Source organism: Leisingera sp. UBA4491 (assembly GCF_002388965.1).
In the GTDB taxonomy this organism is placed as follows: domain Bacteria; phylum Pseudomonadota; class Alphaproteobacteria; order Rhodobacterales; family Rhodobacteraceae; genus Leisingera; species Leisingera aquaemixtae.
The window spans coordinates 104,407-127,198 of record NZ_DGNN01000026.1; the positions used below are offsets into that span (position 1 = coordinate 104,407).

Sequence of the window (22,792 nt, forward strand, 5' to 3'; positions counted from 1 at the left end):
GGGAAAGATGAAGCGGCGGCGGGGCCTCTAACGCGTTAGCGGTTGCCGTTGCCGGTGAAGCGGGCCGCATCTGCCGCGGCGCGGCGGATCGCGTTGGATTTGTGGACCGTCTCCATATATTCCGCTTCCGGGTCGCTGTCATAGACCACGCCGCCGCCGGCCTGGATGTAAAGGGTCTGGTCCTTGACGATGGCGGTGCGCAGCGCGATGCACATGTCCATGTCGCCGCCTGCCGAGAAATAGCCGACCCCGCCGCCGTAGATGCCGCGCTTTTCCGGCTCCAGCTCGTCGATGATTTCCATCGCGCGCACCTTGGGCGCGCCGGAGACGGTGCCTGCGGGCATCCCGGCAAAGAAGGCGTCCAGCGCGTCCTTGTCCTCTGCCAGCTCGCCCACGACGTTGGAGACGATGTGCATCACGTGGCTGTAGCGCTCGATGATGAATTTTTCGGTCGGGCGGACGGTGCCGATTTTGGACACCCGGCCGGTGTCGTTGCGCCCGAGGTCCAGCAGCATCAGGTGCTCTGCCAGCTCCTTCTTGTCGGCGAGCAGATCGGCCTCCAGCGCCTTGTCCTCTTCCGGGGTGGCGCCGCGGGGGCGGGTGCCGGCGATCGGGCGGATGGTGACCTCCTGCCCGAAGACGCGGACCAGGATTTCAGGGCTCGCGCCCACCACCTGGAAGCCGCCGAAGTTGAAATAGAACATGAAGGGCGACGGGTTGGTGCGCCTCAGCGAGCGGTAGAGCGCGAAGGGCGGCTGGCGGAACGCTTGCGTCCAGCGCTGCGCCGGCACCACCTGGAAGATGTCGCCTGCGCGGATGTAGTCCTTGGCCTTCTCCACCGCGGCCATGTAGCCCTCCTTGGTGAAGTTCGACTGGGGCGGCGCGACTTCATCGGCGTCGCCAAGGTCGCGGCTTTCGGCGGGCATGGCGCGTTCCAGGTCGCGCACCGCGTCCATCACCCGTTCCGCCGCCTGGGCATAGGCTGCCTTGGCGGTCTGGCCGTCGCTGGCCCAGGCAGGGGAGACCACGGTGACCTCGCCCTTGACCCCGTCCAGAACGGCAATGACCGAGGGGCGCAGCATCAGCGCGTCGGGCAGGCCGAGCGGGTCGGGGTTGACGTCCGGCAGATGCTCCACCAGACGGATCATGTCATAGCCAAGGTAGCCGAAGAGGCCGGCAGCGGCCTGCGGCAGATCGTCGGGCAGGGCAATTTTGCTTTCGGCAATCAGCGCCCGCAGGTTGTCCAGCGGGTTGCCGTCCTGGGCTGTGAAGTCATCCGCATCGAACCGCGCCGAGCGGTTCAGCGCAGACTGCTCCCCGTGGCAGCGCCAGACCAGGTCCGGTTTCATGCCGATGATCGAATAGCGCCCGCGCACCTCGCCGCCGGTCACCGACTCCAGCATGAAGGCGTCCTTCTGGGCGCCGGTCAGCTTGAGCATCAGCGACACCGGCGTGTCCAGATCGGCGGCAAGGCGGGTGTAGACGACCTGGTTTTCACCGGCCTCGTAAGCCTTGGCGAAAGTGTCGAAATCGGGGGTCAGGGCCATGGGTGCTTGCCTTGATTACTGGAAGTTTGCCTGCGCCGCATTCAGCGCCTGCTGGTCGACACGGGGTTCGGCGCGGGCCTGAACGTCCTGCACATAGGCCTCGAACAGCTCCTCGGCCAGGGACTGGTCCAGCTGTGCCTGCAGCGCCTGGGTGAGCAGGGTCATATCATCGCTCTGCTCCGGCGGCAGGATGGCGTCGAGACGCACCACCACAGCCGACTCCGCGTCCTGCACCAGGCGGAAATCGCCGACCTCCATGGTGAAGACCCGGGAGACCAGCGCCTCCGGCACGGTGTCGATATAGGCGGTGCGGGTCAGGCCGGTTTCGGTTTTGACATCAGCGCCTTCGGCAAAGCTGCCGGCCTGTTCAGCCTGGGCCAGAATCGCCTCGCCCTGATCCTTCAGCGCCTTGGCCAGACGGTCCGCCTGCCAGGCTGCGAGGACCTTGTCCTTGGCATCGGCAAAGGGTTCCGGGCGTTCCGGCAGGACGTCATCAAGGCGCAGGGCAAACAGGCTGCCGTCCTCCAGGAAGCCGGCCTCCGGGAAGTCTTCGGCGGTGACGGCAGCGGCGGCCGTGCGGAAGCCCTCGTAGGCGGCGATGCCGTCGCTGGTGTCTTCGGTCCAGTTGATCTGGGCCAGCTCCAGGCCGCTTTCGGTGGCCAGCTCCTCCAGCGTGGCGCCGCCGGCCAGCATGTCGTCAATATCCTCAGCCTGAGTTTCCACCAGACGGCGGGCGCGGTCGGAGGCGAGCTCCTCGATCAGGTCCGGCTTGGCGTCCTCGAAGGTGGTGATCTGCGCCTCCAGACGGCCGTTCACGCGGTAAAGCGCCGGGCCGAGATCGGAGGGCAGGGGGCCTGCCACATCGCCAACCTGCGCCGCAAACACCTCAGTGCCTGCGGCGCCGAGATCACCCATGGTGACGTCGCCCATGTCGGCATCCTGCAGCGTCAGGCCGCGGGCCTCGACCAGGCTTTCAAAGGTGGCACCGCCGGTTTCCAGCTGCGCCTTGGCGCTGGCGGCGGCGTCCTCACTGGCGAAGACCAGACGTTCGACCAGGCGGCGTTCGGGCACCTGGTACTGATCGGCGCGGTCCTCGAACAGGCGCTGAAGCTGGGCCTCGTCCACCTCGATCTCATCCAGCAGCGTGGAGGGGCGCAGGGCGGCGTAGGTGATGACCTTGGTTTCCGGCAGCATGAACTGGTCCTGATTGGCCTCGTAGAAGGCTTGCAGGTCCGCGTCGGACGGCGCCTCGGCGGTCAAGGCAAGATCGGCGGCATTGAGCTGCACGTAAGAGAAGCTGCGGCGGGCGCCGATGAAGCTGGTCAGCGTCTCGGTCAGGGTTGCCGGCATTTTGCTGCCGGACAGCACCGCATTCTGCACCAGGGTGCGGGCGGCCTCGCGGCGCAGGTCGTCTTCGAATTCTTTCTCGGTCAGGCCGGCATTGCGCAGGGCGAACCGGTAGGCCTCGCGGTCGAAGTCTCCGCTGACGTTCTTAAAGGCGTCAATGGCCGACAGTTCCTCGATCAGGTTGTCATCGCCGATCGACAGGCCCAGCTGTCTGGATTCGTGGTCCAGCGCCGCCAGGGAGATCAGCCGCCCCAGAACCATCCGGTCCATGCCAAAGGCGCTCATCTGCGCCATGGTCACCGCCTGGCCGGTCTGCGCCTGCAGGGCGCGCTGTTCGCGCTGCAGTTCCCGCACATAGTTGCCGATGCTGACTTCCTCTTCGCCGACCTGGGCAACGGAGGAGGAGGAGCTGGTGAAATTCACCGCGCCAAATCCGGCAAGGCCGACGATCAGCATCCCCATCAGGATCCAGACAAAGGTTTTGGATAGCTTTTTCATGCCTGCGGCCATGATGCCCTCTTAAGTGTTCTGCTGCGCAAGCGTTTGCCTGGCAGCGGGAAATGCCGCTGACTGAATACGCGGCTGCCCGCAGAGGGGCAAGACGGTTGCGGATCAAACTGCCGGATGATCAGGGGTTAAAGGCCGCAAGGCGGTCAAACAGCGTGCCGATGCCCGTCCTGTCCACATTGGCAAAGGCGATGCGGAACTGGCGGTCGCCGTCGGGGTCGCCTGCCGGCATGAACATTGAGCCCGGCAGCATCAGGATCGAGGCCTCGGCCACCAGCTGCTTCGCGATCTCCTCCGCCGGGGCGTCGAAGGGATGCTTCACATAAGCGAAGTAGGCGCCGCATCCGAGCAGGTTCCAGCCTTTGGCGGCCAGCAGCGGGAAGCCGTCGTCGATCGCGGCGCGGCGGTTCAGGATCTCGTGGCGTTCGCCTGCCAGCCAGCCCTGCAGGTTTTCAATTCCCCAAAGCGCGCCGGCCTGGCCGAGCTGCGAGGGGCAGATTGTGACGGTGTCCAGAAACTTCTCCATTTCGAACATTCGCGCGGCAGAGGCTGCGATGGCGCCAACCCGGTGGCCGGTCAGCCGGTAGGCCTTGGAAAAGGAGTAGAGATGGATCAGCGTGCGGTCCCAGTCCGGCCTCTGGAACAGACCGTGCGGCGCGCCCGCGCGGCTGTCGAAATCACGGTAGGTCTCATCCACAATGAGCGCCAGGCCGCGGTCGCGGGCGAGGCGGAAGAAAGCCTGCACCAGGCCATCGGGGTATTCGACGCCGCAGGGGTTGTTGGGTGTCACCAGCACGATGGCGCGGGTGCGGTCCGTGATCAGCGCTTCGGCCGCTGCCGGGGCGGGCAGCATGCCGTAGCCCACGTGCAGCGGCACGGCGGTGACGCCCGCCATGTCCAGCCACATTTTATGATTGAAGTACCACGGCACCGGAAGGATCACCTCATCCCCTTCGCCGCAGAGGGCGGCGATGGCGGCGGCAAAGGCCTGGTTGCAGCCGGAGGTGATGGCCACCTGCTCTGTCTGCACCTGCGCCTGGTAATGGGTGGAGATCTGCTGCGCCAGCGCCCGGCGCAGCGGCTCATTGCCCAGCACCGGGCCATAGAGATGGGCCGAGACGTCGTTCAGCGCCGCATCGGCCAGCGCCTGCCGCAGCCCTTCCGGCGGGGCTTCGGCCGGGGCGGCCTGGCTCACGTTCAGCAGCGGGCGGTCCGGCGGAAATGCGGCCCCGGCCACCCAGCGGCGCGATTCGACGATGGGCGAGACAAAGGTGGCTTGGGTGCGGGGCAGGGGCATGAGCGGCTCCGGGCTGCGGCTGAGGTGCGGGCGCGCGGGACCGGGCGCCGGCCTATGTCTGGCACGGCCGCCTAGGCAGCTCAAGCGGTAACGGCCGGCACGGGCAGGGCCAAAGAAAAAGGCGCGCTGTAACGCGCGCCTTTGCAGGTTTGTAAGCCGGGGCCGGATCAGTCCTTGCCGCGGTAAGGCTCCACATATTGCAGGGCCATGTCCCAGGGGAAGAAGATCCAGGTGTCCTGGCTTACCTCGGTGATGAAGGTGTCCACCATCGGACGGCCCTTTGGCTTGGCATAGACGGTGGCGAAATGCGCCTTGGGGTACATCTCGCGCACCAGTTCCAGGGTTCTGCCGCTGTCGACCAGATCGTCGATGATCAGCACGCCCTCGCCGTCGCCCATCAGGCTCTCATCCGGGGCTTTCAGCACCTCGGCCTCACCCTGGGCCTGGTGGTGGTAGGAGCGCACCGAGATGGTGTCGACGGTGCGGATGTCCAGCTCGCGGCTGACGATCATGGCCGGCGCCATGCCGCCGCGGGTGATCGCGACCACGGCACGCCAGGCGCCGCTGTCGGGGCCTTGCCCGTCCAGCCGCCAGGCGAGCGCGCGGCTGTCGCGGTGGATTTGATCCCAGCTGATGTGAAAGCCTTTTTCGTGCGGCAAACGGTCAGTCATATTTCTTGCTCCCCGCGAGATCGCGTCAGCTTGCCGGCGCCCGGTGTGCTGTCCGGGCCCGGTATGTGTTTTTACTTCGAAATGTCCGGTGCATCCACCGCCTTCATGCCCACCACATGGTAGCCGGCATCGACATGCAGGTTCTCGCCGGTCACGCCGGAGCTGAGGTCGGACAGCAGGTACAGCGCCGAGTTGCCGACATCGCCGATGGTCACGTTGCGGCGCAGCGGCGAGTTGTACTCGTTCCACTTCATGATGTAGCGGAAATCGCCGATGCCCGACGCAGCCAGGGTCTTGATCGGGCCGGCAGAGATCGCGTTGACGCGTATGCCGTCCTTGCCCAGATCCTCGGCCAGGTATTTCACCGAGGCCTCCAGCGCGGCCTTGGCCACACCCATCACATTATAGTGAGGCATCACCTGCTCAGCACCGTAATAGGTCAGGGTCAGCAGCGAGCCGCCTTCGCCCATCAGCTTTTCGGCGCGTTTTGCAACCGCTGTGAAGGAAAAGACCGAGATGTCCATGGTCATCTGGAAATTGCTGCGGCTGGTGTCGACATAGCGGCCGCGCAGCTCGTTCTTGTCGGAAAAGCCGATGGCGTGAACGACGAAGTCCAGCTTGCCCCATTTGGCTTCCAGCTCTGCGAACAGGCCGTCGATCGAGGCCTCGTCCGACACATCGCACGGCAGCACGATACCGCTGCCCAGCTGTTCGGCCAGCGGGCCGACACGCTTCTTCAGCGCTTCGCCTTGATAGGAAAAGGCAAGCTCGGCGCCGGCATCGGCGCAGGCCTTGGCGATCCCCCAAGCAATGGATTTGTCGTTGGCCAGGCCCATGATAAGGCCGCGCTTACCGGCCATCAGTTGACTAGACATGCAGGTTCTCCGCCTGTGATCTCTTGAATTAGACGGTGTTTAGTATGCCGCGCGGGCCGCTTCAAGGGTTCACGCTCTTGCCGCCGGGCAGGAAGCTGCATAGGTTGCTGCGAAACCCCATGAAGAGGTGCAGAAATGTCTGACCGATCTGGAATTTTCGCGGGCGAGGATCCGTTTGCCATTGCCCGCGCCTGGCTGGCAGAGGCAGAGCAGACCGAACCCAATGATCCCAATGCCATTGCGCTGGCCACGGTCGACAGCTCGGGGCTGCCGAACACCCGGATGGTTCTGCTGAAGGACATCGAGGACGGGGCGTTTGTGTTTTACACCAACTACGAAAGCGCCAAGGCGCAGGAGCTGGAACAGGCCGGCAAGGCGGCCTTTGTGATGCACTGGAAATCGCTGCGCCGCCAGATCCGCGTGCGCGGCACGATCAGCCGCGAAGACGGCCCGCAGGCAGATGAATACTACAAGTCCCGCTCGCTCAAGAGCCGGCTGGGCGCCTGGGCCTCGAAGCAGTCGCAGCCGCTGGACAGCCGCGGCGCCCTGATGGCGGAGGTGGCAAAGGTGACGGCCGCCAAGGGTCCGAACCCGCCGCGGCCGCCGTTCTGGGGCGGTTACCGGCTGACGCCGGTGGAAATCGAATTCTGGGCAGATGGCGCATTCCGGCTGCATGACCGCTTCCGGTGGCGCCGTCAGGAAAGCGCCGGAGAATGGGAAATTCTCCGGCTTAATCCCTGATGGAAATGGTTAAGGCTTACCTAGGGTCAATAGCAGTTTCGTGACAATTTCAAGACTTTTTAGCTTGAAATCCAACGTCAGAATCGCGCATCAGGGCTTCATCAAAAATAATAAAACGCAGTGGGTGAATTAAGTGGCAGAAGATCTCAGCAGCTTGCAGCAGGTTCAGGGGCTGGTGAAGTGGTTCGACCCGGCCAAAGGGTACGGGTTTGTCGTATCTGACGACGGCGGCCCGGACATTCTTCTCCACGTTAATGTGCTGCGTAATTTCGGCCAGAGCTCTGTTGCGGACGGAGCCCGGATCGAGATTGTGACGCATCAGACCGGCCGCGGCGTGCAGGCGGTTGAAGTGCTGTCCATCATGCCGCCCGAACGCGACGACACCCCGGTGCTGAGCGATTTTGCCGAGCTGGACATGGACAGCCTGCAAAGCGAGCCGCTGGAGCCGGCGCGGGTCAAGTGGTTCGACAAGGGCAAGGGCTTCGGCTTTGCCAATGTGTTCGGCCGCGGCGAGGATGTGTTCCTGCATGTTGAGGTGCTGCGCCAGTCCGGGCTTGCCGACCTGCAGCCCGGCGAAGCGCTGGCGATGCGGGTGATTGACGGCAAACGCGGCCGCATGGCGGTGGAAGTGCTGGCCTGGGAAGCCGCGCTGATGCCCGGCAGCACGGACTGACACCATGGGGCGGCGCCTGGTTCCTTTGAGCTGGTGTGCCGCTGCCCTGTTTTGGGCTGCCCCGTTGATGGCCGCGGACTGCGCGCCGGACCGGGCCGACCTGCGCGGCGCCTGGGGGCAGACAGCCTTTCATGTTGAGATTGCCGACAGCGAAGCCGAACGGGCGCAGGGCCTGATGTTCCGCGAGGACCTGCCGCGCGGGGCCGGGATGCTGTTTGTGTACGGCCAGCCGCAGCCGGCCGCGTTCTGGATGAAGAACACCCTGATCCCGCTCGACATCATTTTCCTGGATCAGCAGGGCCGGGTGACCTCGGTTCACAGCAACGCCGTGCCTGGCGATCTGACCCCGATCCCGGGCGGCGATGAGGTATTTGCGGTGCTGGAGATCAACGGCGGGCTGGCCCGCCGCTATGGCATTTCCGCGGGCACCCAGATGCGGCACGAAATTTTTTCCGGCAGCGGGGCAGTTTGGCCCTGTTAGGGGTTTTCAAATCCCTCCGGCGCAGATAGGAAGGCGCACGGTCCGGGGCGTGGCGCAGTCTGGTAGCGCACCTGTTTTGGGTACAGGGGGTCGTGAGTTCGAATCTCGCCGCCCCGACCACTTCACACCATATGTTGCGGCGAATCTTTGCAGGGCAGTCAGCCCTGCGGGAATCGTTTCGCGTATTTGAGGAGCAATTTCACGCTGCTGCAATCAGGGGTGTTAATACTTCCTTAACCTCCTGTTAAGGCTTCTTTAATGATCTGCTGCGGAGGGGCGTCAAAAGGTTAATTGCAGCAGGGATACGTTGCCGCGGGCTGCGTGACGGTACGGCAAGGCCACCGTTAACGGGTTTTACTGTTACCACCCTGGGCGGTGTTGAAAAAACCCTGTCACGGCCCGGCTCTTCAGACCGCCGCGTTTCGCCCGGAAGGCGGCAAGTCACTCGCCTGACACTACAAAATCCGGGTCTTTGCAGGATGTCCGGATGGCACGGAAAGAAAGATGGCCTGTGGATGAATCGAGACGCCTTGACGGACCCTGCAAACCGCAGAAAGCGTCAACAGCAAAGATCCTTTCCAAGACGTAAATTTAGCGTTGACCCCTTGTGTCGGAATACGCCAAATTGTGTTCACCGGTTGCGACGGTACTAAATCTGGTGGGTTTCGGAACCGCAGCAACAACGCTGAAACACAGCACACAGTCCTGGAAGAATGGCCGGCGAGGGCCTCGGGTGCGCCAAATGCGGCGGGCGCAGGAGTGTTTGTGCGGTCTGCGGCCGGGGCTGGATGGTGCGGGGGCACCGCGACACATGAACGACGAGTGCTTGAGAAGGGGCAAAGCATGAAGATCGAACGGAAATTCACCAAACCCGGACAGGATGCCTATGCTGATCTGGCCTTTGTCTCGGCCACTTCGGAAATCCGCAACCCGGACGGGACCATCGTTTTCCGTCTCGACAACATCGAAATCCCCGCGTCCTGGAGCCAGGTGGCCAGCGACGTCATCGCCCAGAAGTATTTCCGCAAGGCCGGCGTGCCCTCGCGCCTGAAGAAGGTCCGCGAAAAGGGCGTGCCGGAATTCCTGTGGCGCTCTGTCCCCGAAGAGGGCGCGGAAACGGGCGGTGAAACCTCCTCCAAGCAGGTGTTCGACAGGCTGGCGGGCGCCTGGGCCTACTGGGGCTGGAAGGGCGGCTATTTCTCCTCCGAGGAGGATGCGCGCGCCTACTACGACGAGATGCGCTACATGCTGGCGACCCAGCGTTCGGCGCCGAACTCGCCCCAGTGGTTCAACACCGGCCTGCATTGGGCCTATGGCATCGACGGCCCGGCGCAGGGCCACCACTATGTCGACTACAAGACCGGCAAGCTGACCAAGTCGGACAGCGCCTATGAGCACCCCCAGCCGCACGCCTGCTTCATCCAGTCGGTCTCCGATGATCTGGTCAAGGACGGCGGCATCATGGACCTGTGGGTGCGTGAGGCGCGGCTGTTCAAATACGGCTCCGGCACCGGCACCAATTTCTCCCATCTGCGCGCCGAAGGCGAGCCGCTGTCCGGCGGCGGCAAATCCTCGGGCCTGATGGGTTTCCTCAAAATCGGCGACCGCGCGGCGGGCGCCATCAAATCAGGCGGCACAACCCGTCGAGCAGCAAAAATGGTGATCGTCGACGCCGATCACCCGGATATTGAGCAGTTCATCCAGTGGAAGGTGATTGAAGAGCAGAAGGTCGCCTCGATCGTTGCCGGTTCCAAGATGCACGAGAAGATGCTGAACGGTCTTTTCGAGGCGATCCGCAGCTGGGACGGCGCTGAAGCCGATGCCTATGACCCGGCGGTGAACGGCGGGCTGAAATCCGCGATCCGCAAAGCCAAGAAGGTGGCGATCCCGGAAACCTATATCAAGCGGGTGCTGGACTACGCCAAGCAGGGCCACACCGCGATCGAGTTCCCGACCTATGACACCGACTGGGATTCGGAAGCCTACAGCTCGGTTTCCGGGCAGAACTCCAACAACTCGATCCGGGTGACCAACGCCTTCCTGCACGCGGTTGAAAAGAACGCCGACTGGGAACTGATCAACCGCACCGACGGCAAGGTTGCCAAGGTGGTGAAGGCGCGGGATCTGTGGGAGAAGGTCGGCCATGCGGCCTGGGCCTGCGCCGATCCGGGCATCCAGTTCCACGACACCGTGAACGAGTGGCACACCTGCCCGGAAGACGGTGAAATTCGCGGCTCAAACCCTTGTTCGGAATACATGTTCCTGGACGACACCGCCTGCAACCTGGCGTCGCTGAACCTGCTGAGCTTCCTGAAGGACGGGCTGTTCCAGGCGGATGAGTTCATGCATTCCTGCCGCCTGTGGACGCTGACACTGGAAATCTCGGTGATGATGGCGCAGTTCCCGTCCAAGGAAATCGCGCAGCGCTCCTATGACTTCCGCACCCTGGGTCTGGGCTATGCCAACATCGGCGGGCTGCTGATGAACATGGGCTACGGCTATGACTCGGACGAGGGCAGGGCGCTTTGCGGCGCGCTGACCGCGCTGATGACAGGTGTCGCCTATGCCACCTCCGCCGAGATGGCAGCGGAGCTGGGCGCCTTCCCGGGTTATGCAAAAAACGCAGATCACATGCTGCGGGTGATCCGCAACCACCGCAACGCTGCAAAGGGCAACGCGGACGGCTATGAGGCGCTGTCCGTGAAGCCGGTGCCGCTGGACATCGCCAGCTGCCCGGACGCGCTGCTGGCCGATCTGGCCGCCAGCGCCTGGGACGAGGCGCTGGAGCTGGGTGAGAAACACGGCTACCGCAACGCGCAGACCACGGTGATTGCACCCACCGGCACCATCGGTTTGGTGATGGATTGCGACACCACCGGGATTGAGCCGGACTTTGCCCTGGTGAAGTTCAAGAAACTTGCGGGCGGCGGCTACTTCAAGATCATCAACCGCTCGGTGCCGTCGGCGCTGGAGGGGCTGGGCTACAGCTCTGCCCAGATCGAGGAGATCGTCTCCTACGCGGTTGGCCACGGCTCCATCGGCAATGCGCCTGCGATCAACCACACGTCGCTGGCCGGTCACGGGTTTGGCCCCAATGAGCTGGCCAAGGTGGACGCGGCGCTGGAGTCGGCCTTTGACATCCGCTTCGTGTTCAACCAGTGGACCCTGGGCGAGGATTTCTGCACCGGCGTGCTGGGCATCCCGGGCCCTAAGCTGAGCGATCCGACCTTCGACCTGCTGCGCCACCTGGGCTTCACCAAGAAGGACATCGACGCGGCCAATGACCACGTTTGCGGCACCATGACCCTGGAGGGCGCGCCGCACCTGAAGGAAGAGCATTACGCGATCTTTGACTGCGCCAACCCGTGCGGCAAGAAAGGCAAGCGTTTCCTGAGTGTTGACAGCCATATCTACATGATGGCCGCGGCCCAGAGCTTTATCTCCGGTGCGATCTCCAAGACCATCAACATGCCGAACTCGGCCACCATCGAGGACTGCCAGAAAGCCTATGAGCTGAGCTGGAGCCTGGGGGTGAAAGCCAACGCGCTCTACCGCGACGGCTCCAAGCTGAGCCAGCCGCTGGCGGCGGCGCTGGTCGAGGACGACGACGACGCGGCAGAGGTGCTGGAGAGCGGCTCGTCCCATGAGAAGGCCGCGGTGCTGGCCGAAAAGATCGTCGAGAAAGTGGTCATCAAGGAGGTGCTGAAATCGCACCGTACCAAGATGCCGCAGCGGCGCAAGGGCTATACCCAGAAGGCAGTTGTCGGCGGTCACAAGGTTTACCTGCGCACCGGCGAATATGAGGACGGCAACCTGGGCGAAATCTTCATCGACATGCATAAGGAAGGCGCAGGCTTCCGGGCGATGATGAACAACTTCGCCATCGCGGTGTCGGTCGGGCTGCAGTACGGCGTGCCGCTGGAGGAGTTCGTCGACGCCTTCACCTTCACCAAGTTCGAGCCCGCGGGCATGGTCCAGGGCAATGATTCGATCAAGAACGCGACCTCGATCCTCGACTATGTGTTCCGGGAGCTGGCGGTCAGCTATCTGGACCGCACCGATCTGGCGCATGTGAAACCCGAAGGCGCGACCTTTGACGATCTGGGCCGCGGCGAAGAAGAAGGCGTGTCGAACCTTTCGGAGCTGAGCGAAAGCGCTGCAACGCGGTCGCTGGAAGTGCTGAAGCAGATCTCCTCAACCGGCTATCTGCGCAAGCGTCTGCCGCAGGAACTGGTGGTGCTGCAGGGCGGCCAGCTGGACGCGGGTTTGCTGGGCACCGGAACCGATCCGGTGGCAGCGCTGCAAGCGCTCGTCCCGGAAACGACTGACGCACCGGCGCAAGCCACTGGCGGCATGGACGCGCGCACCAAGGCAAAAATGCAAGGCTACGAGGGCGAAGCCTGCGGCGAATGCGGCAACTACACGCTGGTGCGCAACGGCACCTGCATGAAATGCAACACCTGCGGGGGCACCTCCGGCTGCAGCTGAGGACCTCTGCCTGCGGCGCCGGCATACCCCCGACGGCGCCGCAAACAAATAACCGGAAGCAGGACAAAGCCTGCGTTCAACGAAATCCGGAACGGGTGCGCCCGTTCTGAACACCGGGATGGCCCAGGTAAGAAAATACTTTCGGGCAGTCAATGAAGGAGCCTGACCGGTGATAACTGGCTTCCTCTGATGCAGAGGAAGCCATTTTCTTTGCCTGACGCAGAAGGCGGATTTGGGCTGTACAGCAGTCTTATAATCAGAATTATGTTAATTAAAGATGTGCAGCTGGCAGAGGTGCGGTCTAACTTGAGCCTCTAAATCATTGAAAATTCAAGAATTTAGCGGCCTGAGCAACCCTTCCTGCGCAACGCTGGCGACCAGTTGGCCGTCCTCGGTATAAATGGCGCCCCGGTTGAAACCGCGGCCATTGCCGGTGAATGGCGCGTCCATAGTGTAAAGATGCCAGTTCTCGAAATGCACCGGCGCGTGGAACCACATGGCATGGTCCAGGCTGGCGGTCATGGCACCGGGTTTGTGGAACGTCAGCCCGTGCGGCCGCATCGAGGATCCCAGCAGACCGAAATCCGATGCATAGGCCATCAGGATATGCTGCAGTTCCGGCCCGGCGCCTTTGGCGGCCTCCATCCTGATCCACATATGATTGACGTCACTGGTTTTTTCGGGCGCCAGCGGATCGCGCGGCGCAACCTCGCGGATTTCAAAGGGCCGCGGGCGCGTGAATTCACCGCGCTTGGCCGGATCAACCCGGAACGCATTGCGCAGAAGGATTTCATGGCGCGGCTCCAAACCCTCGGGCCCGGAAACCTGCGGCATCGGATGCTGGTGCTGCCAGCCGTCTTCCTGGCCATGGAAGGATGCTGCCAGGTTCAGGATCTGCTTGCCGTTTTGCATCGCGACAACCCGGCGCGTGGTGAAGCTGCGGCCGTCGCGGGACGGATCGACCTCGTAAATGACAGGCCTGGAAGGATCGCCCGGACGGATGAAATACGCATGAAGCGAGTGGCATAACCGTCCGGAAACAGAAGCATAAGCCGCGGCCAGCGCCTGTGCGATCACCTGGCCGCCGTAGATGCGCGTCGGGGTTTCCCCGCCGGACCCGGAGCCGCGGTAAAGGTTGGTGTCCAATGTCTCCAGATCCAGCAGATCGAGAAGCACCTTGGCGGTATCGGTCATAAGCAGCGGCTTTCTATGGTCAGGTCTTTTACAGGCTCGTCATCATACCCGGAAACGCAGTGCGTGGAAGTCACGCTGTCAGCGCGCCATGCACAAGGGCTTTGAGCTCGGGGCGCGACGGGTACGAACTGGACGGCGCCAGCTGGGTCAGGAAGACAACGGACAGGTCCAGTTTGCGGTCGATCCAGAAGAACGTCGAGGCAATGCCGCCCCAGCTGAAATCGCCAACCGAACCCGGGCAGCGCGCGCGGGCCGGATTCAGCACCACAGCACCGCCAAGCCCAAAGCCCATACCCTCCATCGGCTGTTCTGCAAAGCTTTGCGGGCCCATCGAGGCGATTTCACCCGGGAGATGGTTTTGCGTCATAAAATCAGCAGTTTGCGGGCTGATGATAAAGCCGTCCCCGCAGCGCCCGCGGTGCCGTAGCATCTCAGCGAAGGCCATGTAGTCGTCCAGCGTTCCGACCAGGCCGCCGCCGCCGGAGTGCATGTCCGCTTGCTGAAACGGCGAGGTCTGCCAGCTGTCGGTCAGCCGCAGCGGATCTGCGCCAGTTTCGGCAGAATTCAGCGCCATGGCATCGCCGGCCAGCGGCGTATACAGCGAGGCGAAGCGGTTCCCTGCCCCGGCCGGCACCCGGAAACCGGTTTCGCCCATCCCGAGCGGCGCGAAAATTTCCTCAGCGAAAAATTGGCCCAGGGGTTTGCCGGACACCGCTTCGACGACACGGCCCAGCACATCTGTGGCCACCGAATACTCCCACCGGGAGCCCGGCTGGAAGGCCAGCGGCAGTTCCGCCAGGCGCGTCACCATCGGGGCAAGGTCGCCCTGACCGGGCTTGAACAGCACTTCCGCTGTCTCCATCGCCTCCGGCACAAGGCCGGGGTTGAAGGCGTAACTCAGCCCGCTGGTGTGGGTCAGCAGCTGGTGCAGCGTTGGAACCGGGCACGGTTCTGTCTGGCTGATCGCGGTGGCACCTGGAACCAGGGCCTGCATGTTGCTGAATTCCGGGAGAAAATCGCTGAGCGGCGCGTCCAGATGGAACAGCCCCCGTTCCAGCAGGATCATCATCGCCAGCGACGTCACCGGCTTGGTCATCGAATAAAGCCGCACCAGGGTGTCGCGGCTGAACGGCAGCTGCTCTTCGATGTTGCGCAGGCCTGCAGCGTGAAAGAACAACTCCTCGCCGCCGCGTTTCACCAGCAGCGTGCTTCCGGGATATTTTCGTTCATCCACATAGCGTTGCTGCCAGGATTTAATCCTGCTGAACCGGTCAGCCTGCATCTCTGCTCTCCCGTCTTGTGCCAGTTTCCTTGCAAGCCGGTATGCATTGGCAAGCGGAAAAATGAAACCCAATTGCCAGTCTTCCGCGCAATCCAAACCGGGATCCGGGCATTTACAGCTTACGATGTTTTTTCATATTCACATCCTTTTGTGTATTCGCATTCCCAAGGGAATTGTCTTAGAACTTCAAGAAGAAGGACAGCAAGGAATTACATCTGATGACGAGTATTCTGGTGTTGAACGGCCCCAATCTGAACCTGCTCGGCACCCGGCAGCCGGAGGTCTACGGATCTGTCACCTTGGCGATGGTGGAGCAGGAATGCAAAGCGCATGGCGCAACGCTGGGCTTTGACGTGGAATGCCTGCAGTCCAATCACGAGGGCGCGCTGATCGACGCCATTCACGCCGCCAAAGGCGTGCATCAGGGGATTATCCTGAATGCCGGGGCCTATACCCATACCTCCATCGCGCTGATGGATGCCTTGATTTCCGTGGAAATCCCGGCGGTTGAGGTGCATCTTTCAAACATTCACGCGCGCGAGACGTTCCGCCACACGTCCTATATCGCCAAGGCGGCGCTGGGTCAGATCTGCGGCTTTGGCGCAAAAGGCTACCTGCTGGCGCTGGATGCCTTGGCAGCGCATCTGGATGAGGCTGCACCGTCATGAAGTTAAAGGATTATTTGAGCTTCCTGTGCGGCGTCCAGAGCACCGAGGAACTGTGGTGCGAGCATGTGAAGCAAATGGCCGCCTTTGGATTTGACCGGCTGATTTACGGGCACACCCGTTTCAGGACGGAGACCTCGCTGGGCGACCCCGAAGATTTCGTTATCCTGTCCAATCATCCGAACGAGTACCTGAACGGGTTTCTGAAAGAGGGGCTGTATTTGTCGGCGCCCATGCTCCGCTGGGCGCTGGAAAACGAAGGCGCCGGCAGCTGGCGCATTGCCGCGGACATGGCCGCCACCGGCACGCTGACGCCAGAGGCCAGAAAAGTGCAGGAGTTCAACCAGAAGCTGGACATGACGGCCGGCTATACGATCAGCTTTCATTCCGTGTCGAACCGGTACAAGGGCGCGATCTCGCTGGCTGCCAAGCCTGGCATGAGCCAGGACGACGTCGACACGCTGTGGGCGGACCGCGGCGAGGATATCGTGCTGATGAACAATGTGGCGCACCTGAAGATCCTCACCCTGCCCTATGCCTCGCCCAAGCGCAACTTGACCAAGCGGCAGCGGGAGGTTCTGCAATGGGTCGGCGACGGCAAGACCACGCAGGATATCGCGCTGCTGATGGGGCTCACTCCCGCTACGATTGAAAAACACCTGCGTCTTGCCCGGGAGTCCCTGGCGGTGGAGACCACTGCGCAGGCCGTTCTGAAGGCTGCGCTGCACAATCAGATGTACGTCGTCGACGCCTGAACCGGACCCGGGGCGGATCCGAAGCGCAGCTGCCAGAGTTTTGAATTCTTTTGTTTATCCGAAAGCTCCCGGTCCGCTGCGCGGGCTGGGAAAGTGTCTGACGCGCCAGGGGCCGACGCCAATCAGCATCAAAAAGTATGGAATTCAGTACTACCGTTATAGGGTAATTCACTGCATGTTGCACGTGTTCCGTGAGTGGTGGCTTTGGCCTAGGAACTTTGGGTAACGACCCTTGCGATTTCAAGGCTCTCCTACCTGGTCGGGTATAGGCGCGTATTGGTCCGCGTCTATCCCGGATACCGGAGGGGCTCCATCCATCCCCATCAGTGGGGCCCCTCACCCTTCCCCTCAACCTTCGAAGCCGCTTCAGCCCGCCTGCCCGGCCGCGTCCTGCGCCCGCCGCAGCCCGCGGCGGACTGCCGGCACAAAAAAACCGGCGGGTGGACAACGCCACCCGCCGGTCAATTCGCAAACTATCAGCGGTGCTGATCAGCCCTGAGCGGCCTTTGCCACTTCTGCTGCAAAGTCTTCTTTCTCGACTTCGATGCCTTCGCCGACTTCCACGCGGACAAAGCCGGTGATGGTGGCGCCAGCTTCCTTGGCAGCGGCTTCCACGGTCAGGTCCGGGTTCACCACGAACTGCTGGTTCAGCAGGGTCGATTCAGCCACGAACTTCTTCATGCGGCCTTCGATCATCTTCTCGATCACCTGTTCCGGCTTGCCGGATTCACGGGCGATGTCGATCTGAACCTGCTTTTCCTTCTCGACGATGGAGGCGTCCAGCTCAGCTTCGGACAGCGCGGCGGGGTTCACAGCCGCGATGTGCATCGCAACCTGCTTGCCGATCGCTTCGTCGCCGCCGTTCATCGCAACCAGAACGCCGATCTTGCCCATGCCCGCGGTGGCCGCGTTGTGGATGTAAGACACGACGGTCTCGCCTTCCAGCTTCTCCAGACGGCGCAGCGACATGTTCTCGCCGATGGTGGCGATCTTGTCGGTCAGGGTCGCCTCGACGGTCTTGCCGCCCAGGTCGGCTGCTTTCAGCGCTTCGACGTCGTCTGCGTTCAGAGCGGCCTTGGCGATGGCTGCGACCATTTCCTGGAATTCGCTGTTCTTGGCAACGAAGTCGGTTTCGGAGTTCACTTCAACCGCAACGCCTTTGCCGCCTTCGACGACCACGGCCACCAGGCCTTCAGCAGCGGTACGGCCGGATTTCTTGGCGGCTTTCGCCAGGCCCTTGGTGCGCAGCCAGTCAACAGCGGCTTCCATGTCGCCGTTGTTTTCGACCAGTGCTTTCTTCGCATCCATCATGCCTGCGCCGGTGGATTCGCGCAGTTCTTTCACCATTGCTGCAGTGATTGCCATGTTAGGCTCCCTCAGTTCAAAAACGGATTTGGGGCAGGAAATACCCTGCCCCGCATGTCAATTCCGTGACAGGACGGATCAGGCTTCGGCGGCGGCTTCTTCAGCCACGGCTTCTTCTGCCGGTGCTTCTTCCAGCGCGCCCAGGTCAACGCCTGCAGCGCCCAGCTGAGCCGACATGCCGTCCAGAGCCGCACGGGCCACTAGGTCGCAGTACAGCGAGATGGCGCGCGATGCGTCGTCGTTGCCCGGGATGATGTAGTCCACGCCGTCGGGCGAGCAGTTGGTGTCGACAACAGCCACAACCGGGATGCCCAGTTTCTTGGCTTCGGCGATGGCCAGCGCTTCTTTTTTCACGTCGATGACGAACAGCAGGTCCGGCACGCCGCCCATTTCGCGGATGCCGCCCAGGGAGGCCTGCAGCTTCTCCTGGTCGCGTTCCATGCCCAGACGCTCTTTCTTGGTCAGGCCTTCGGCGCCACCGGACATCTTCTCGTCGATTTCCTTCAGGCGGTTGATCGACTGGGAAACGGTTTTCCAGTTGGTCAGGGTGCCGCCCAGCCAGCGGTGGTTCATGTAGTACTGAGCGGATTTCTCAGCGGCTTCAGCGACCGGGCCGGCTGCCTGGCGCTTGGTGCCGACGAACAGCACGCGGCCGCCTTTGGCGACGGTGTCACGGACAACCTGCAGCGCCTGGTCCAGCATCGGAACAGTCTGGGTCAGGTCCATGATGTGGATGCCGTTGCGCGAGCCGTAGATGAACGGCGACATGCGCGGGTTCCAGCGCTGAGTCTGGTGGCCGAAGTGAACGCCAGCTTCCAGCAGCTGACGCATGGTGAACTCAGGAAGAGCCATGCTATTCTTTCCTTTCCGGTTTCTATCCTCGGCGGGGGTTCAGAGCAGATGCTCCAACCGGGGGTCCGTCAGGGATGTCTCCCCTGATCAGGCCAAACCCCGCCTGCGGGTTCGTAGCCGCGCCTATAGATCAGATATTGTCAGCTGACAAGTGTCCGGCCGCAGAAATCGGCAGCCGGCGCGATTTTTCAGCTTTGCAAGGCTTTCCGATGGCCGCTGCGCACCAAATCCTCGGCCCGGGCGGCCAGCGCCTTGCGGTCGGGGAAATCCGACACTTTCAACGGCGGGTGATAGATCAGCTCTACCGCGCCCTGGCGCGGGGCGGCCAGCACCTTGAGCAGATGCGGCCCGAAATCCATATCGCCCCACCAGCCGTAAAACCGGGCGGGCGCCCCTTTGGGTGCATGATACACCACGGACACTGGCTGAACGTGCAGGCCATCGCGCAGATGATCATTGAAGAAAGCGGCAAAGAGTGTTGTTTTAAAACGCAAAACACGCAACCCGTCGGTTGACGTGCCTTCCGGGAAAAACAACAGCTTATGCCCGGCGCGCAGGCGCTGCTCGAACAGATCCGCCTGCTCTCTGGCTTTCTTGGGGTTGCGCTCGATGAACACGGTGCCGGTGGCCCGCGCCAGCCAGCCAATGCCGGGCCATCCGGCGACCTCTGCCTTGGAGACGAAATAGATCCGCTTGCGCGCGTTCAGCGCGAAGATGTCCAGCCAGGAGGAATGATTGGCAACAACCGGGCCGCGCTGCCGCATCAGGGTGCCGCGGGTTATGTAACGGATCCCCATCAGGCGGAACGCGTTGCGGCAGACAAACTGGGTGATGAACGGCGTCACCGGCCGCTGGAGCCCGAACAGCGGCCGCTCCACCAGCCGCACGGCCAGCAGCAGCAGCAGGCCGCCGAACACCAGCAGCGCCAGCGGCACCCCGCGCAGCAGCACCAGGCACCAGCCCAGGGCGGTGATGCGGACCCGGTCCGGGGCTTCCTCGCTGTGCCAGCTGATGCTCATGGGCGGGCGCGGCCTCCGGCGTAGATCTTGCGCTGGCGCTCATTCATCCGGGCGGTGTCCAGGATCAGGCAGACATCGGTGGTGTTGAACGCATGGTCGATACAGGCGCCTTCGCCGACAAATCCGCCAAGCCGCAAGTAGGCCTTGATCAGCGCAGGCGTCTCCAGCATCGCGCGTTTGCGGTCAAGATCAGCTTCGGCCACCAAATCCATGGGCTGAAAGGATTTCGACCGCACGCGCAGCTCCGGCGGCGCGAGGTGGCCGTGGTGCAGCATGGCCAGCGGGCCGGCCAGCTGCTGCGGATCGGTTCCGTGAAAGCTCGCGACCCCGAACAGAACCTCGATCCCGTGCGCCGCGACATAATCCGCCAGCCCGGACCAGAGGTGGAACATCGCCATCCCGCCACGGTAATCGGGGTGCAGACAAGACCGCCCCAGCTCCAGCAGGCGGCGGCCGGAGGATTTCAGAACGCTCAGATCATATTCGTCTTCGGAGTAGAACTGCCCGGCCTTTGCCGCCTGATCGTCCCGCAGCAGCCGGTAGACGCCGGCGACCGTGCCCGTGGCGGTATCGGTGACCAGCATATGGTCAAAGAACGGGTCGAACCGGTCCTGCTCCAGCCCGGCCGCGTGATCCACCATCGCGCCGCCACCGCCCAGTTCCCGCACGAACACCTCATACCGCAGGGCCTGGGCAGCGCGCAGCTCTGCCTCCGTGCCGGCGATTTTGACGGAAAACTCCGGGGCGCGGTGTTGCATTCGCTTTCCTTGCATGTTTCAGGCTTGAGCGCAGCTTGCCCTTGGGGCAAAGAGTGCGCGGCAATTAAGGCTAATTCGAGGGAGTTCGTTAACCCTTCATAAACCGTTATGGCTCAAAGACGGGAATAAGGGAGACGCGCGCTCCGTCAATCACGAGCTTTCCTTGATCGGGAAAATTCACGGTGATCTTGCCGCCAGCGTTCGACTGCACCTGACCGATCCCCCATTCGGGGTGATCCGGGTGCCGGACGAACATGCCGGGGGCTAAAATAGCGTTGAGGTCATTCATTTGCGGGTGGCCCAGTTCGGAGGAAGTATAAGTTATGGGTGTAGATAACGCCAATCTGGCAGCATTGGTAGGGTCCCGGATCTGCCATGATCTGATCAGCCCGGTCGGCGCCATCAACAACGGTCTGGAACTGCTGGGCATGGCCGGCAGCATGTCGGGCCCGGAGCTGGAGCTGATCTCCGACAGCGTCGCCAACGCCAATGCGCGTATCCGCTTCTTCCGCGTCGCCTTTGGCGCGGCCGGCGACCAGCAGATGGCGCGGGCCGAAATCGTCTCGGTGCTGGAAGACATCAGCAAGGGCGGGCGCATCAAGTACCAGTGGTCGCCGCTGGAGGGCTGCACCCGCAGCGAGGCCCGGCTGGCCCTGCTTTCGGCGCTCTGCCTTGAAACGGCGCTGCCTTATGGCGGCACGGTCAAGATCTTCTGCGCCGACGGCAAATGGACGGTGATGGGCGAAGGCAGCAAGCTGAATGTGGATGATGAGCTGTGGGCGCGGGTCAGCGGCGGCACATCCAACGCCGAAATCACCCCGGCACTGGTCCAATTCGCGCTGCTGCCCGAAGCGGCCAAAGAGGCGAACCGCACCGTCCGGCTGGAGCAGAACCTGGAAAAGATCACGCTGCAGTTCTGACCGGGTCTGACCGGGCGGCACCTTCACAAAGAAACGCCGGGTCTTGCGCCCGGCGTTTTGCGTTTTCAGCGGTGTCAGGCGCGGGTCGTGCCGTTGCCGCGCACCAGGTATTTGAAACTGGTGAGCTGCGCCGCGCCCACCGGACCGCGGGCGTGCATCTTGCCGGTGGCAATGCCGATCTCTGCCCCCATGCCGAACTCGCCGCCGTCGGCAAACTGGGTCGAGGCATTGTGCATCAGGATGGCGCTGTCCAGCTCGGCAAAGAACTTCTGAACTGCGGCCTCGTCCTCGGTGATGATGCAGTCGGTGTGCTGGGAGTGATGCGTGCGGATGTGCTGGATGGCGTCATCAATGCCCGCTACCTGCTTGGCAGCGATGATGGAATCCAGATACTCCTTGCCCCAGTCATCCGCCGTTGCGGCGGTCATGCCGTCCGGTCCGGGCAGCCCTTCCCCGGCGCGGATTTCCACGCCGGCAGCGGCCAGCGCTTCCAAAACCGCCTTGCCCAGCGTCGGCGCAATGTCCTGGTGGATCAGCAGGCATTCGGCGGCGCCGCAGATACCCGTGCGCCGCGTCTTGGCGTTCACCACCACGTCCAGCGCCTTTTGAGGGTCGGCGGCTTTGTCGAGGTAAATGTGCACGATGCCTTCGAGGTGGGCAAAAACCGGCACCCGGGCCTCGCGCTGGACAAGCCCGACCAGGCCCTTGCCGCCGCGGGGCACGATGACATCGACATAGTCTGTCATGGTCAGCAGCTCCTGCACCGCCGCGCGGTCGCGGGTCGGCACCAGCTGCACGGCGTCCTCGGGCAGGCCTGCGGATTTCAGGCCCTCTGCCAGGCAGGCATGGATGGCCTGAGACGAGTGGAAGCTTTCGGAGCCGCCGCGCAGGATGACCGCATTGCCCGATTTGAGGCACAGCGCGCCGGCATCGGCGGTCACATTGGGGCGGCTTTCATAGATCACGCCGATCACCCCCAGCGGGGTGCGCACGCGCTGGATTTTCAGGCCGGAGGGCTGCTCCCATTCCTCCATCACCTCGCCAACCGGATCACGCTGCCCGGCCACCGCACGCAGGCCGTCGACGATGCCCTGGATCCGGGCCTCGTCCAGCATCAGCCGGTCCATCATCGCGTCCGTCAGGCCCTTGCCACGGCCGAACTCCAGATCCTTGGCATTTGCCGCGATGATCTCCGCCCGGCGGCTCCAGACCGCGTCTGCAGCGGCGGTCAGGGCCGCCTCTTTGCGATCAGCGCTGGCTGTCGCCAGGATTTGCGCCGCTTGCTTTGCACGTTTGCCAAGCTCCGCCATCACGGCGGGAATATTCTCGTTGTCTTTCATGTGTCTCGCGCCTTT

Annotated in this window: 20 protein-coding genes and 1 tRNA gene; 8 read left to right on the forward strand and 13 right to left on the reverse strand. The window is 63.0% G+C overall.

The features are described 5' to 3' along the window. Window positions 1–35: 35 nt before the first annotated feature. The 5 genes from trpE to fabI form a co-directional block, all read right to left on the reverse strand. Window positions 36–1,547 (reverse strand): anthranilate synthase component I, encoded by a 1,512-nt coding sequence (gene trpE, locus B2P87_RS14080; protein ID WP_141890368.1) that lies wholly within the window; start codon window positions 1,545–1,547, stop codon window positions 36–38. A gap of 15 nt (window positions 1,548–1,562) precedes the next feature. Continuing rightward, complete coding sequence (locus B2P87_RS14085) at window positions 1,563–3,404, reverse strand: peptidyl-prolyl cis-trans isomerase (RefSeq protein ID WP_141890367.1); 1,842 nt, start codon at window positions 3,402–3,404, stop codon at window positions 1,563–1,565. Window positions 3,405–3,522: 118 nt separating this feature from the next. After that, entirely contained in the window at window positions 3,523–4,698 is a 1,176-nt protein-coding gene (locus B2P87_RS14090) for an aminotransferase (protein WP_141890366.1), read from the reverse strand. A 167-nt stretch (window positions 4,699–4,865) separates the two neighbouring features. Then, window positions 4,866–5,369 (reverse strand): xanthine phosphoribosyltransferase, encoded by a 504-nt coding sequence (gene gpt, locus B2P87_RS14095; RefSeq protein ID WP_141890365.1) that lies wholly within the window; start codon window positions 5,367–5,369, stop codon window positions 4,866–4,868. A 71-nt stretch (window positions 5,370–5,440) separates the two neighbouring features. Further along, on the reverse strand, window positions 5,441–6,244 hold the full coding sequence (gene fabI, locus B2P87_RS14100) for an enoyl-ACP reductase FabI (protein WP_141890364.1): 804 nt from the start codon (window positions 6,242–6,244) through the stop codon (window positions 5,441–5,443). A 135-nt stretch (window positions 6,245–6,379) separates the two neighbouring features. On the opposite strand from fabI, the gene pdxH reads away from it, so the two are divergent. The 5 genes from pdxH (at window position 6,380) to B2P87_RS14125 (ending at window position 12,627) form a co-directional block, all read left to right on the forward strand. Then, window positions 6,380–6,985: a pyridoxamine 5'-phosphate oxidase gene (gene pdxH / locus B2P87_RS14105; protein ID WP_141890363.1), complete on the forward strand. Its 606-nt coding sequence runs from the start codon at window positions 6,380–6,382 to the stop codon at window positions 6,983–6,985. Window positions 6,986–7,118: 133 nt separating this feature from the next. Then, a complete protein-coding gene (locus B2P87_RS14110; protein WP_141890362.1) occupies window positions 7,119–7,658 on the forward strand; it encodes a cold-shock protein in 540 nt (179 codons plus the stop codon). Window positions 7,659–7,725: 67 nt separating this feature from the next. Continuing rightward, entirely contained in the window at window positions 7,726–8,139 is a 414-nt protein-coding gene (locus B2P87_RS14115) for a DUF192 domain-containing protein (protein WP_244940808.1), read from the forward strand. Window positions 8,140–8,182: 43 nt separating this feature from the next. Then, window positions 8,183–8,259 (forward strand) — tRNA-Pro (locus B2P87_RS14120). A gap of 723 nt (window positions 8,260–8,982) precedes the next feature. Then, a complete protein-coding gene (locus B2P87_RS14125; RefSeq protein WP_141890360.1) occupies window positions 8,983–12,627 on the forward strand; it encodes a vitamin B12-dependent ribonucleotide reductase in 3,645 nt (1,214 codons plus the stop codon). A gap of 330 nt (window positions 12,628–12,957) precedes the next feature. On the opposite strand, the gene B2P87_RS14130 is transcribed toward B2P87_RS14125, so the two are convergent. Both B2P87_RS14130 and B2P87_RS14135 read right to left on the reverse strand, forming a co-directional pair. After that, entirely contained in the window at window positions 12,958–13,821 is an 864-nt protein-coding gene (locus B2P87_RS14130; RefSeq protein WP_058286947.1) for an acyl-CoA thioesterase, read from the reverse strand. 70 nt (window positions 13,822–13,891) lie between these two features. Beyond that, a complete protein-coding gene (locus B2P87_RS14135) occupies window positions 13,892–15,103 on the reverse strand; it encodes a serine hydrolase domain-containing protein (protein ID WP_141890359.1) in 1,212 nt (403 codons plus the stop codon). A gap of 218 nt (window positions 15,104–15,321) precedes the next feature. Between B2P87_RS14135 and aroQ the strand changes: the two genes are divergently transcribed. After that, on the forward strand, window positions 15,322–15,771 hold the full coding sequence (gene aroQ / locus B2P87_RS14140; RefSeq protein ID WP_141890358.1) for a type II 3-dehydroquinate dehydratase: 450 nt from the start codon (window positions 15,322–15,324) through the stop codon (window positions 15,769–15,771). Further along, window positions 15,768–16,523, forward strand: a complete 756-nt coding sequence (locus tag B2P87_RS14145) for an autoinducer binding domain-containing protein (protein WP_141890357.1) — start codon at window positions 15,768–15,770, stop codon at window positions 16,521–16,523. The genes aroQ and B2P87_RS14145 overlap by 4 nt, the downstream gene beginning before the upstream one ends. A 489-nt stretch (window positions 16,524–17,012) precedes the next feature. On the opposite strand, the gene tsf is transcribed toward B2P87_RS14145, so the two are convergent. From tsf to B2P87_RS14170, 5 genes are all read right to left on the reverse strand, one after another. Next, entirely contained in the window at window positions 17,013–17,888 is an 876-nt protein-coding gene (tsf, locus tag B2P87_RS14150; protein WP_141890356.1) for a translation elongation factor Ts, read from the reverse strand. A 78-nt stretch (window positions 17,889–17,966) separates the two neighbouring features. Continuing rightward, complete coding sequence (gene rpsB, locus B2P87_RS14155) at window positions 17,967–18,740, reverse strand: 30S ribosomal protein S2 (RefSeq protein ID WP_058286942.1); 774 nt, start codon at window positions 18,738–18,740, stop codon at window positions 17,967–17,969. Between the two features lie 188 nt (window positions 18,741–18,928). Further along, window positions 18,929–19,759 (reverse strand): lysophospholipid acyltransferase family protein, encoded by an 831-nt coding sequence (locus B2P87_RS14160; protein ID WP_141890355.1) that lies wholly within the window; start codon window positions 19,757–19,759, stop codon window positions 18,929–18,931. Further along, on the reverse strand, window positions 19,756–20,517 hold the full coding sequence (locus B2P87_RS14165; protein ID WP_141890354.1) for a GNAT family N-acetyltransferase: 762 nt from the start codon (window positions 20,515–20,517) through the stop codon (window positions 19,756–19,758). Before B2P87_RS14165 ends, B2P87_RS14160 begins: the two co-directional genes overlap by 4 nt. 106 nt (window positions 20,518–20,623) lie before the next feature. After that, window positions 20,624–20,806 (reverse strand): DUF3553 domain-containing protein, encoded by a 183-nt coding sequence (locus tag B2P87_RS14170; RefSeq protein ID WP_141890353.1) that lies wholly within the window; start codon window positions 20,804–20,806, stop codon window positions 20,624–20,626. Window positions 20,807–20,840: 34 nt separating this feature from the next. On the opposite strand from B2P87_RS14170, the gene B2P87_RS14175 reads away from it, so the two are divergent. Next, entirely contained in the window at window positions 20,841–21,437 is a 597-nt protein-coding gene (locus B2P87_RS14175; RefSeq protein WP_058286939.1) for a histidine phosphotransferase family protein, read from the forward strand. A gap of 74 nt (window positions 21,438–21,511) precedes the next feature. Here B2P87_RS14175 and B2P87_RS14180 read toward each other — a convergent pair whose 3' ends face one another. Next, the gene (locus B2P87_RS14180; RefSeq protein WP_141890352.1) at window positions 21,512–22,777 is read right to left on the reverse strand and encodes a glutamate-5-semialdehyde dehydrogenase; all 1,266 of its coding nucleotides are present in this window, start codon (window positions 22,775–22,777) and stop codon (window positions 21,512–21,514) included. Window positions 22,778–22,792: the final 15 nt, after the last annotated feature.